Source organism: Tomitella fengzijianii (genome assembly GCF_007559025.1).
Lineage (GTDB): Bacteria > Actinomycetota > Actinomycetes > Mycobacteriales > Mycobacteriaceae > Tomitella > Tomitella fengzijianii.
Genome location: NZ_CP041765.1, coordinates 2,897,739 through 2,910,839 on the forward strand (window position 1 = coordinate 2,897,739; position 13,101 = coordinate 2,910,839).

The following is a 13,101-nucleotide window of genomic DNA, read 5'->3' on the forward strand; positions in this document are numbered from 1 at the left end:
ACACGCACCGCCCGGTCGGCCGATAATCTGGGCATCGTGGACACATCTCCGGAGGCAGCCGGCGCACGGCGCCCCAGGACCGCCGCCGATGTGTCCGCCGTCAGCGCCGCCGCCACCGAGGAACTGGTCCCCCGCCGCCGCCCCATCCAGGAGCGCAGCAAACGCCGGTTCGAGACCCTGCTGTCCGCCTCCCGCGCCCTGCTCGTGGACGTCGGGTTCGAGTCGTTCACCTGCGAGGCCGCGGCGGCGCGGGCAGGGGTGCCCATCGGAACCCTCTACCAGTTCTTCGCGAACAAGTACGTGATCGTGTGCGAGCTGGACCGCCAGGACCTCGTCGCCGTGCAGGCCGAGCTGACGACCTTCGGCGAGGAGGTGCCGTCGCTGGACTGGCCCCGCCTGCTGGAGAAGTTCATCGACCACCTGGCCGGGTTGTGGCTGACCGACCCGTCACGCCGCGCCGTGTGGCTTGCCGTGCAGGCGACGCCGGCCACCCGCGCCACCGCGGCGATCCACGAGCGGGCGCTCGCCCGGCAGGTGACGGACGTGCTGGCACCGCTGACACCGCACGCGCGCGAGGACCGGCGCACGCTGATCGCCGAGGTGCTGGTGCACGCCGTCTATTCGATGCTCAACTTCTCGGTGCAGGACAATCAGGATCACGCCGACGCCGTGCGCGAGCTCAAGAGCATGATGACGGCGTATCTCATCTCCACCGAGCGGGCCGCCGGCGGCGACCGCCCCCAGGGCGCCGACTGACCTCCCGTCCCCGCCGGCTACGACGCGGCGACGTTGATCAGCCAGCGCAGCCCGAACCTGTCGCGGCACATGCCGAAGCTGTCCCCCCACGGCGCGGTGGCGAGCGGTTCGAGCACCTCGCCGCCGTCGATGAGCCGGTTCCAGCGGGCCTCCATGGCGGCGTAGTCGTCGCCGGTGAGCGCGATGCACACGGTGTCGCCGGCGTCGAACGGCATCGCGTCGGAGGCCATCAGCTCGAGCCCTTCGACGCCGCCGAGGTAGCTGTGCATGATCTTGTCGCCTTCGACTCCGTCGGGCACGTACCCCGCCTGCTCGAAGGTCTGCATCTCCAGGTTTCCGCCGAAGATGTCGTGGTAGAGGGTCATCGCCTCGCGGGCACTGCCGCCGAAGTTGATGTACGGGGTGATGGTGGCCGGCATGTGAACGCCTCTCGTCCTGGGCTGCACTGCGCCCACAATATTAATCCGGGGCCGCGCCGAGTCGGCGGTTTTCGGGTACTCGCGGCCGGAAGAACACCGCGGAACCAGCGACTCGGCGGCCTCGGACTCACCCCGCCCTCTCGATGACCACGTAGGCGGCGGCCACGTCGCCGTCGTGGCTCAACGACACGTGCAGTACCACACCGCCCAGCGAATCCCGCACCGCCTCCGCGACAGCGCCGCGTAGCCGGAGAGCCGGGCGGCCCCACGCGTCGGAGACCACTTCGATCTCCCGCATTTCCGCCTCGGGCAGCACCGGGGGGCGGCCGTAGACGGCGGCGGACCACGCCTTGACGAAGGCCTCCTTGGCGGCCCAGCGTGCGGCGTAATGCTTGGCCTGCGCCGCCGGATCGCGATCCTGCCCCGCGCAGGCGCGCCGCTCCCCCGGGGTGAAGGCACGCGCGAAGGCGGTCCCGGGCCGAGCGAGCTGCTCGGCGAATTCCGGGACCGCCACCACGTCTGTTCCGATGCCTGCGATCACCTGCCGATGATCACACACCTTCCGGCATGTTCACTGCCGTCCGCTCACTCCTCTCCGCGCAGGCGGTACTCGCCGTCGCGGTTGAGGCGCGACTGCGGCTCGAGCAGCATCGCGGCCTCGTGCTCCTTGATGGACACCTTGCCGGTGGCCGAGCAGCCGAGCCCGTCGAAGCGCCGGCCCTCCGGGCGCTCGTACAGCTCCGCCCCGCCGACCATCGCCTGGGTGAGCCGGCGGGCGCCCGCCACCTGGCGTTCGGCCGCCTTGGCACGGTAGGCGTCCCGCGCGCCCTCCGGAAGCGAGGCGACGAAGGCCTCCGGGTGCGCCACCGCGATGAGCCCGGCAACGTGCCCGAAGCCCAGGCTGGTGAGCAGCCCTGCCCGCAGCGGCATCTCGTTGCCGAAGCGCAGCGGCTCCTCCCGGGTCCACACCAGGCGCGGGTACTCGGTGAAGGCGCCGTCGACGCAGTCCAGGCTGCGGTTGGGCGGCACGATGCCGGTTCCCAGCACCTGGCAGAGCCCGATCAGCTGGAACGCCGCCGCACCGCCCTTGGAGTGCCCGGTGAGCGTCTTCTGCGAGACGACGAACAGCGGGTTGCCCGGGTCGCGGCCCAGCGCGTCGGCGATGCGCTCGTGCAGCTCCGACTCGTTGGGATCGTTGGCCGCCGTGGAGGTGTCGTGCTTGGACACCACCGCCACGTCGTCCACCGTCAGGCCGACGGTGGCCAGCGCCTTGGCCAGCTGCGAGGTGCGGCCGCCGCGCGCCACGCCCAACGCGCCGATGCCGGGCGCCGGGATGGAGGTGTGCACGCCGTCGGCATGCGAACCGGCCCAGGCGACCACGCCGAGGACGGGCAGGCCCAGCTCGGCGGCGACGTCGCCGCGCGCCAGCAGCACGGTGCCGCCGCCGGCCGACTCGACGAACCCGCCGCGGCGGCGGTCGTTGGCCCGCGAGAAGCGGCGCGGGTCGATGCCCTTGGCCGCCATGGCCTCCGAGTCGGCGGTGGCGGACATGTCGCCGAACCCGACGATGCCCTCGATGGACAGGTCATCGAACCCGCCGGCCACCGCGAAGTCGGCCTTGCCCAGCCGGATCTTGTCGACGCCCTCCTCGACGGACACCGCGGCCGTGGCGCAGGCCGCCACCGGGTGCACCATGGCGCCGTAGCCGCCGACGTACGACTGCACCACGTGCGCGGCGATGACGTTCGGCAGCGCCTCCTGCAGCGTGTCGTTGGCGTGCGGCTCGCCCAGCAGGTTGTCCACGTACAGCGCGCGCATGGAGGTCATGCCCCCCATGCCGGTGCCCTGCGTGTTGGCGACCTGAGTGGGGTGCACCCAGCGCAGCAGCTCGGCCGGGCTGAAGCCCGCGGACAGGAACGCGTCCACGGTGCACACCAGGTTCCACTGGGCCACACGGTCGATGGCGCCGGCCATGTCCGCGGGGATGCCCCACACGGTGGGGTCGAACCCGGTGGGGATCTGGCCGCCCACGGTGCGGGTGAGGTTCACCCGGCGCGGCACGCGGATCTCGGTGCCGGCCTTGCGGGTGACCTTCCAGTCGCCGGTCTCGGGCACCGACGCCATGGTGGTGCGCTCCGGGTCCGCGTCGACGAACGCCCGCGCCTCGGACTCGGACGACACCGTGAAGGTGAGGTCCTTGTCCAGGAACACCGACGTGAGCAGCGGCGAGGTCTGGTCGACCATCGCGCCCTCGTCGTCGAAGAGCCGGATGCCGCAGCGCTCGACGACGGCGTCGTGGTAGCGCTCCCAGATCTCCGCCTCGGGGACCTGGTCGCCGGACTCGGCGTCGTACCAGCCCGCCTTGGGGGTGGTCTCCCAGGTGACCATCCCGGTGCTCCAGGCCAGCTCGAGCACGCCCGCAGGCGACAACTGCTCGTCCACCTCCATCTCGAAGCGGGTGCGCGCGGAGCCGTACGGCCCCAGCTCGCCCGCGCCGACGATGACCACCAGGTCCTCCGGCGCCGCGGTCACCTCGGGCCAGCTCGGCGCGGTGGCGGTGAGCCGCAGCTCCGGCGGGCAGGGCAGCGCGTCGATGGTGGCCTGGACGCTCGCGGCGAACGCCTCGGCGCCCGGGTCGCCTTCGTCCTCGGCGTCCCCCTGGGTCCCCGCCAGCTCGGCCAGGTCCAGGTCGGCCTCGCCGAGTCCGCCGGTGAGGTCCAGCGTCTGCGGCGCCTCGGCCGCCTGGCCGCGCGCCTCCTGCGACGCGGCGCCGAGAAGCTCCACCGCGATCTCGTCGGGCGCCCAGGTGCGCACGCCCTTGGCCTCGACCTGCTCGACCAGCGGGTCGTTGCCGCCCATCAGCCCGGTGCCGCGCACCCAGCCGATGATCGCGTGCACCAGCGTGACGCGCTCGCCCCAGCCGCGCTCGGCGTGCCAGCGGTTGACCAGCGCGTCGAGCGAGGCCTTGGACTCGCCGTAGGCGCCGTCGCCGCCGAACTTGCCGCGGTTGGGCGAGCCCGGCAGGACCACGTGCAGCCGCGAGGCGATGTCGTGGTCGGCGCCGATGCCGGAGAGCCCGGCCACCAGACGCTCGACCGCCCACAGCAGCACGCGCATCTGCAGCTCGGACTTGGCGCCGGCGTCGCGCAGGTCCCCCACCACGCGGGGCGCGGCGAAGGGGAACAGCATGGTCGGCGTCATCGGATCCTTGATGACGGTGGCCTTTCCGCCGGCCGACTCGGTCTGCTCGGTGCCGATCCAATCGATCAGCGCGTCCACGTCGGAGAACGAGGCCATGTTGACCGGCAGCACCCACAGTGCGGCACCCTCGCGGGCGCTGGTGCGGTAGAGCTCGCGGAAGTAGGCGAGCTTCTTCTGCGTCAGCGACGAGGTGGTGGCGATCACCGTGGCGCCGCCGGCGAGCAGCTCGCCCACCACGGCTCCGGCGATCGACCCCTTGCCCGCGCCCGTGACCACCGCGGTGTCGCCGGCGAACTCGCCGCTGCGCGCCGCAGTGCGCGGGGCCGCGGCGATGGCGGCGTACTCGGCGGCCAGGGAATCGCGGCCCTCGCGCTCGGCGCGGCGCCGCCACCAGTCGGCGTGCGCGGCCACGGACTCGTCCACGGTGGCGAACCCGTCGGCCAGCTCGCCGATCTCCTCGGCGGACGCCAGCCACATCCGGGCCAGGTCCTCGCGGGCGCTGGCCCAGCGGTCGTCGAGCAGCACCGCCTTGCGCGCGTCGAACGCGGGCGCCACCTGGCGGGCCCAGTCGGAGCCCAGCTCGTTGGAGATCAGGTCGGCCAGCTCCGCCTCGGCCTGCTCGGCGTCGGCCAGCGCGTCGGCGCCGGGCTCCGCGATCCCGAGCTGGGCGAGGATCGTGCGCGCCGTCTCGGCGAGCACGCCCGCCGGGCCGGTGACCTTCTCCGCGAACTCGCCCAGCGCGGCCGAGTCCACGACTCCGCCGCCGGCCGCGGCGGCGGGCTTGCTCACGGCGACGCCGCGGGCCTCGCCCACGGCCAGCACCGCCGCGTCGATCAGCGCGTCGGCCGCGCCGCCGTCGGTGACGGGGCCGTCGGTGAGCCCGCCCAGGTCGCCGCCGCGGACGGAGGAGCCGTCGCGGGTGCCCAGCGCCAGCATGGCGGTGACGTGGCTGACCCAGCCGTCGCCCAGCTCCCACTCGCCGCGCACGCGGTCGCCGATGTGGGCCGGGCGCTTGCCCGAGGGGCCGAACACGCGCCGCAGCTGGTCGCCGACCGCGTCGGTGAGCACCGGGCCGAACGGCTTGTAGGTGCGGGCCATGCCCACCACCGTGCTCTGGAGCTGCGGCATGGCGGCCTCGGCCGCGCCGTCGATGGCGCCCAGGTTGAGCTCGGCGCCCAGGTCCACCAGCAGCTGATTGCGGCGCGACGAAGCGCCGTCGGTGAGCGACTCGATGGTGTCGGAGCCGGTCATCTGGTCGGCGCGCAGCTTGGTCCACAGCGCGATGAGCGTGCGGGTGGCGTCGCCGGCCGTGAACGGGATGTCGTCCGGGCGCGGTCCGCCCGCGGGGGCCGCGGGGGCGGAGGCGGGTGCCGCCTCCGGGGCCGGTGCGGCGGCCGCCGACGCGTCGGCCGGCTCTGCGGCCTCCGTGGCTTCCTCGACGGGTTCCGGCTCGGTGTCGGTGCACAGCAGGATCGCGCGCTCGCGCTCCGAGTTGAGCACCTGCGGCCCGGCGCCCACCTGGCCCGGCAGCTTGAGCGTCTGCGAAGCCAGGTTGGCGACCGTCGGCATGCGGCCCACGCCCACCTCGACGAACCGTTCCACGTCCAGGCCGCCGGTCTCCGCCTCGGAGAACAGCAGGTCCTGGGTCTCGATCCAGCGCACCGGGCTGGCGAACTGCCAGGCCAGCAGCTCGATCAGCAGGATGCGGGTGAGCGCCGAAGGGTTCGCCGCCCAGCTGTCGTAGTCGCCCAGCACCGCGTCGAGCGACTCGGCGGGCACCAGGTCACGGATCTCCTGGACGAACGCGCGGTCCAGCGTGAACGCCCGGGGCACCAGGTTGGGGACGTATCGCCCGACGAGAATCGACGGGTCGATGTCGTGCGGCACGAGCTTTTCGAGCGTCTGCCGGAACTCGGGGACCCCGCCCAGCAGCACCCGCGAGTGGAAGGGCACGTCGATGCCGGGCACCAGGATGAACGCCTTCTTGCCGCCGCGGGCCAGCCGGCGCGCGTCGATGTCGTCGGACAGGGCGTCCAGGCCGGCGACGGTGCCGGCGATCGCGTACTGCGAGCCGCGCAGGTTGTAGTTGACCACCTGCAGGAACTCCCCGGACTCCGCCGCGATCCGTTCCACGTAGTCGGTCACGTCGTCGTCGGCGATGCCCGCCTGGGACGGCCGGATGGCGCCCAGCCGGTAGTCGCTGCGGCCCTCGGCGTCACGCGGGACCAGGTGGTGCATCGCGCTGCCGCGGTGGAACACCACCTCCAGGACGGCCTCCAGCGGCAGCACCTGGGCGACGGCGGCGAGCGCGTTGTACTCGCCCACCGAGTGCCCGGCGAACAGCGAGCCCTCGACGAACGCGCCGGCCTCGCGCAGTTCCGCCACCTGTGCGCACGCAAGGGTGGCCATGGCGACCTGCGTGAACTGGGTGAGGAACAGCACGCCGTCCGGGTGCTGGTAGGTCTCCCCCTTGGCGGTGAGGGCGGTGGGGTTGTCGCGCACCACGGCGAGGATCGAGAAGCCAAGCGCCGCGCGGGTGTGCTTGTCGGCACGCTCCCACACCTTCTTGGCGGCCGGCGAGGAGGCGCGCGCGTCCAGGCCCATCCCCTTGTGCTGGATGCCCTGGCCGGGGAACGCGTAGACGGTGCGCGGCGCCTCGAGCACGCCGCTGGCGATCATGACCAGCTCGCCCTCGACGCGGCAGGACACCTCGATGACCTCGCGGCCGGCGTCCAGGCCCACGCGCTCCACGCGCACGTCGATCTCGGCGCCCGGGCGCACCGGCGCGAGGAACCGCGCGGTCCACCCGGCGAGCGGGGTGGGGGTCCACCCGGCCTGTTTCTCCGTGCCCTCGTACAGCGTGGCCGTGGCCACCTGCTGCGCCGCGGCCGACAGCCACATGCCGTGCACGATCGGCGCGCCGAGGCCCGCGAGCTTCGCCGCCGAGTCGGAGACGTGGATGGGGTTGTGGTCGCCGGAGACCTGCGCGAACGCGTCCATGGCGATGGGCGCCTGCACGGTCGCCTGGCGACGGCGACGGCGGGGGCTCTCGTGGACGTCGCCCGCCTTGCCGCCCGCACGCTGCGGGTCGGCCAGCTCGCCGCGACCGGCGCGCCCGCGGATGGCGAAGCGCTCGGTGAGCTCGGCGACGGGGGTCGATTCCAGGCCCAGGTCGCGCACGGAGCCGACGGCGACCTTCACCTCGACCACGCGGCCCAGGTCGGAGTCCGAGACCTCGGCCGCCTCGGCGCGGACGGTGAGGATCGACGGCTCCCCGGGGAGCGCGCCGGCCAGGCCGATGGCGTGGTCCAGGTGGACCAGGTCCAGCATGCCCTCGATCACGGACGCCGAGTCCGAACCGGGCACGCGGGCGGCGCCGATGGCCGCGAACACGGCCGGCCAGCAGGCGCCGACGAGCACGTCCGGCACGCCCGCGGCGCCCGGCGCGAAGTCGTCGGGCAGGCCCGCGGAGGTGACGCCGCCGTGGTCGGCGATCAGGTCGGGGGTCCACGCCAGGTTGATCCGGGCCACGCCGCCCTTCACCTCGGGCAGCTGCTGCCCGGCGGCCACGCCGAGCAGCTCGGACATCGCGGCCTCCGCGTCGTCCGCGCCGACCAGCGGGGTTCCGCCGTCAACGGTGCTGGCCGGCACGGTGATGCGGATGCGCACGGCCTGCTCGCCCACGAGCGGCACGGTGAGCAGCAGCGCGGCGCCCTCTTCCACGACGGCGAGTGTGGCGCCGGTGAGCGGGTGCTCGGCGCCGTCGCCGGAAAGCCGCCACTCGGACGGCGCACCCAGGCGGTGCACGGGGTTGATGGTGTGGCGGCCCGCCCAGCGGATGTCCGGCGAGGCCAGCACGAGGTCCACGGCGTCGGCCACCGCATCGCCGACGCCCAGGTGCCGGCGCGCAGGGATCGTCGCCGCGGCGCCGTCGCCGGCGAGCAGCTCGTCCGCGGTGGCCTTCTCGAAGCGGTCGAGCAGCTCGCCCACCGGCTCGTCGGCCCGGGTGATCCCGGCGACGGACACCGGGCCGGGGATGATGCACACCTCATCAGCGCCGTAGCGCGCGTCGTGGGCCTGCCACAGCGAATCGGACCGCCACCAGCGGCGCACGTCCTTGTCGATGACCGGAACGAAGTTCACCGGCTTGCCCGGCGTGCGGCACAGCTCCACGAAGAACGACACGTCGGCCGGGTGCAGCAGCGTCGAGGTGGCCGCCGGGTACTGCGCCACCAGCGCGTCCACGGCGGCCTCCGGGGTGTCCAGCACCGCCGGGGCATCGCCGAACAGCGTGGGGATGGGCCCGTGCTCGACGGGGTTCAGGCGGGCCTCCGCGCGGCGCAGCATCTCACCGAAGCGGTCGCGCCAGGTCACGTCCGCCCACACCGAGCCGTCGTCGGCCAGGTCGTGGCCCATGGTCAGCTCGACGTAGCGGCGCAGCCACTGCTCGTACGGCATCGCGGTCACGTCGCCGAAGTACGGCTTGGCGGTGCCGGCCATGGCGGCGACGATCTCGTCGCGCCGCTCGGCCACCGCGTCGACGTCGCCGGCCACGTCGTCGAGCAGGCGGCCGCAGCGGGACGCGGCGTTGTCGATCTCGTGGATGTCAGCGCCCAGCTGGCTGCGGCCGGAGGCCATGCCGCCCTCCGCGCTGCCGGCGCCGATCCACCCGGGCGTGCCGGGGGTCTCGACCAGCATCCGCTTGACCTCGGGCGCCGTGGTGGCCTCGAGGGTGGCCATCGCGGCGGTGCCGACGAGGATGCCGTCGACGGGCATCGCCGGGAATCCGTGCTGGGTGGACCAGCGGCCGGTCAGGTAGTCGGCGGCGCGCTCGGGCGTGCCGATGCCGCCGCCCACGCACACCACGACGTTGGCGCGCGCCCGGAGCTCGCCGTAGGTGGTCAGCAGCAGGTCGTCGAGCTCCTCCCACGAGTGGTGGCCGCCGGCCTTGCCGCCCTCGACCTGCACGATGATCGGGTAATCGGGCACCTCGGCGGCGATGCGTACCACCGAGCGGATCTGCGCCACGGTGCCCGGCTTGAAGGCGATGTAGGGGATGCCGATCTCGGCGCGTTCCTCGATCAGCGCCAGCGCGTCCTCGAGCTCGGGGATGCCCGCGGTGACGATGAGGCCGTCGAGCGCGGCGCCGGTGGTGCGTGCCTTCTGCACCAGCCGCTTGCCGCCCACCTGCAGCTTCCACAGGTAGGGGTCGAGGAACAGCGAGTTGAACTGGACGGCGCGGCCCGGCTCCAGCAGCGCGTTCAGCTCGTCGATGCGGTTCAGGAAGATCTCCTCGGTCACCTGCCCGCCGCCGGCCAGCTCGGCCCAGTGGCCGGCGTTGGCCGCGGCAGCGACGATGCGCGCGTCGACGGTGGTGGGGGTCATGCCCGCGAGGAGGATCGGGGAACGGCCGGTGAGGCGGGTGAACGCGGTCTCCACCACGACGCGGCCGTCGGGCAGCTTCTTGGCGGTGGGCGCGAACTGCGACCACGCGTTCTCGACCTCCGGCGCCGCGCCGGGGGTGAACAGGTTGCGCTGGCCGGCGCGAGTCGACGCCGGCACCACGCCCACGCCCGTCCCCCGCACCACTCCGGCGGTCATGCGCGTGAGCAGGTCCCCGGGCCCCAGGTCCAGGATCCAGCTCGCTCCGGCGTCGACCGCGGCGTCGACCGACCCCACCCAGTCGACGGGCGCGACGAGGATCGAGTCGGTCAGGCGCGACGCCTGCTCGACGTCCAGTCCGCAACGCTCGGCCCAGTCGGCCACCATCTGCACGGCTTCGCGCAGCTCGGGGTGATGGAACCCGGCCTCGACGGCCACGTGCTCGAACACCGGGGCGAAGGGCGCGCCGCCGGTGACCTTGTCCGCGCGCTCGTCCTTCTCCTGCGCGGCGATGCCCTCGCAGTGCATGCGCAGGCGGGCGAGGTGGTCGGGATCGCCGGTGAGCACGATGCGCCGGCGGCCGTTGCGGATCGCCAGCACGGGGCGGTCCAGGGTGCGGGCGCCGAACACCTCGGCCAGCGCGGCCTCGATGCGCTCGGGCTCCACACCGGAGACGGCCAGCATGGGCGAGCGGTCGGTGGTTCCGATGAGCCCGCGGCGGCGCGATACGAGCGTCGCGGCGGCGCCGATGAGCTGGGCGAGCGCGAGCAGACGCGCGTCGTCACGGCCGCCGGCGGCGAGCGCGTCGGCGGCGAGGACGCCCTGTGAGTGCCCCAGCGTGGCGACGTTGTGCGCGCCGGTCTCCTCCGTGCGCAGGTCGAGGCCGTTCTCCGCCAGCGATCGCACCGCTGCCAGCTGTGTCAGCAGCACCCCGGGAAGCGAGATCGCCGCGGAGGTCAGCGCGGACTGGCGCGGACGCGTCGCCTCGATGCCCCACCCGATGGGGTCGAAGCCCGACGGGCGCACCACGAGCAGCTCGGAACGCACCGGGGCCAGGATCCGCTCGGACTCGTCGACGAGCGCCGTGAGCTCTCCCTCGAGCTGCGCGTCGGTGGCGAGTTCGGTGAGCGGGTCCAGCCAGGGCGCGCCCTGCCCGCCGAAGGCCACTGCATACTTCTCGCCGCCCCGGAGCCTGTCGGCGAGCGGCGTTCCGCCGCTGCGGGTCGCAGCCGCGCCGTCGGTCGCGGCGTCGGCTCCGGTGGAGTCGTCGTCGCGGCCTGATCCGAATGCCTCGATGGTCACGTGGGGTTCCTCTCCGTCGGCTCCGCGGCGGGCCTGGCGTGCGGCCGTGCGCGTGGTCTGTCGACATCCCGGACCCGGTTGCGGCGATGGCCTTCGCAGGGGCTGCGCTGCCGTCGCTGCCGCCCGTCCCCGCCCGATCCACGGCGATGTCTCCGTAGAGAAGATTGCCACAGAATCATGAGGGACCCCTCACGTTTCCCGGTGCAGTCGGGGTACCCACGAGTAGAAAACGGGGTACCAGCGGGTAGAAATCCGCTGATGTGCGGCGTTGGTCCACGCTGTGTTTTCAGTCACAATCTGGTCACGGCACGCGGCGCCCGGAGCATCGCGGCCGGAACAGGAATCAGGACATCCGACCAGCACAGACACCGTGCCGGAGGAGACGGACGACGCTAGACGTCGAGCGTGGGCGCCCCGGTTTCGGAGCGGCCGGGCTCCGGTGCGTAGGCGGCGACGTCCTCGCGGGCGGGCCGCCTCCTCGCCGCGCCCCTCCCCGGCGCCAGCACTGCCATGAATACGGCCCCCACTGCGGCCGCACAGGCAAGTACCAGCCCCGCGCTCGCCACCCCGTCGAGGAACGCGCGCTCCGCGACGTCCTCGAGCACGCCCGCGGACGGCCCGGCGTGCTCGGCCACCGCGAGCGCGCCGGCGAGCGAGTCCTCCACCGGTCCGCGCGCCGCCGCCGGCAGCCTGTCGAGCACGGGTGCGATGCCGCTCGCGTAGCCGGCCGCCAGCAGGCTCCCCGCAACGGCGATGCCGAGACTGGCCCCCACCTCCCGGGTGGCGTCGTTGACGGCGGCTGCGACCCCCTGCTTGTCCGCGGGCGCCTCGGAGACGATCACGCCCGTGGCCGGCGCGGCGGTGAGCCCCAGCCCGGCGCTCATGATCAGCACCGGCCACAGCACGTCGACATAGCCGGAATCGGCGTCGATCCCGCGCAGCATCAGCAGGCCGAACGCGATAGCCGCCATCCCCGCCACCATCACGGCCTTGAGGCCTACCCGCTCGGCGATCCGCGGCGACACCATGGCCACCAGCATCAGCGGAGCCATCATCGGCGCGATGGCCAGCGACGCGCCGAACGGGCTGTACCCCAGCACCAGCTGCAGGTATTGGATCAGGATGAGGAACACCCCGAAGGTGACGCCGAACTGCACCGTCAGCGACAGCGCGCCCGCGGAGAACCCCCTGCTGCGGAACAACCGCACGTCCAGCAACGGCTCGCGCATGCGCAGCTGCGTCACGACGAACGCGACCACGAGCACCAGCCCCCCGCCGATCGTCGCGAGCACGGGTACGGACGCCCAGCCGTGCTCCGGCCCCGAGATGATGCCGAACACGAGGAGCCCCAGCCCGGCGGCCACCAGCACGCCGCCGACCGCGTCGATCCGCGGCGGAACGGGCGAACGCGACTCCGGCAGCGTCAGCACGCACAGGAGCATCACCGCGCCGGCGGCCGACAGCACGATGAAGATCGACTCCCACGACCACACCTGCACCAGCGCCCCGGAGCCCACGATTCCGACCACCCCCGCCGCTCCGGCCACCCCGGCCCACAAGCCGATGGCGCCCGCCCGGCGGTCGGCGGGCAGGAGGCCGGTCAGCAGCGACAGCGTGGACGGCATCACCGCGGCGGCACCGGCCCCCGCCAGCACGCGGGCGGCGATGATCCACACCGGCTCCTGCACCAACAGCGGCAGCACCGACCCCGCGGTGAACACCGCCAGCCCGGCGACGAGCACCACCCGGCGGCCGTACCTGTCGCCCACGGCGCCGGCGGGCAGCACCAGGCACGCGAGCGCGAGGGTGTAGCCGTCGACAATCCAGGTGAGCTGCGCCTGCGTGGCGCCGGAGGCCGTGGCGATGTCCGGAAGCGCGGTGTAGAGGGCTGCCATCGAGGCGATGATGACCGCCACCGCGGCGCACGCCACGGTGACGATCCACCCGCGAGCCGCGGCCCCCGGCACGGATGCGCCCGGGCCGGTCACGCCAGGCGTTTCCTTGGCCACCACGTCCGTCATCGCTGCGCTCCCTCGGCCGT

Annotated in this window: 5 protein-coding genes; 1 reads left to right on the forward strand and 4 read right to left on the reverse strand. The window is 73.6% G+C overall.

The window, feature by feature from the left end; all coding sequences use genetic code 11:
- Nucleotides 1-90: 90 nt before the first annotated feature.
- Entirely contained in the window at nucleotides 91-756 is a 666-nt protein-coding gene (locus tag FO059_RS13235) for a TetR/AcrR family transcriptional regulator (RefSeq protein ID WP_143910751.1), read from the forward strand.
- Nucleotides 757-773: 17 nt separating this feature from the next.
- On the opposite strand, the gene FO059_RS13240 is transcribed toward FO059_RS13235, so the two are convergent.
- The 4 genes from FO059_RS13240 to FO059_RS13255 form a co-directional block, all read right to left on the reverse strand.
- Nucleotides 774-1,175 (reverse strand): VOC family protein, encoded by a 402-nt coding sequence (locus tag FO059_RS13240; RefSeq protein ID WP_143909443.1) that lies wholly within the window; start codon nucleotides 1,173-1,175, stop codon nucleotides 774-776.
- A 127-nt stretch (nucleotides 1,176-1,302) separates the two neighbouring features.
- The gene (gene acpS, locus FO059_RS13245; protein WP_143909446.1) at nucleotides 1,303-1,716 is read right to left on the reverse strand and encodes a holo-ACP synthase AcpS; all 414 of its coding nucleotides are present in this window, start codon (nucleotides 1,714-1,716) and stop codon (nucleotides 1,303-1,305) included.
- A gap of 44 nt (nucleotides 1,717-1,760) precedes the next feature.
- Nucleotides 1,761-11,060 (reverse strand): type I polyketide synthase, encoded by a 9,300-nt coding sequence (locus FO059_RS13250; protein ID WP_233266726.1) that lies wholly within the window; start codon nucleotides 11,058-11,060, stop codon nucleotides 1,761-1,763.
- 392 nt (nucleotides 11,061-11,452) lie between these two features.
- A complete protein-coding gene (locus FO059_RS13255) occupies nucleotides 11,453-13,081 on the reverse strand; it encodes an MFS transporter (RefSeq protein WP_143909448.1) in 1,629 nt (542 codons plus the stop codon).
- Between the last annotated feature and the right edge of the window lie 20 nt (nucleotides 13,082-13,101).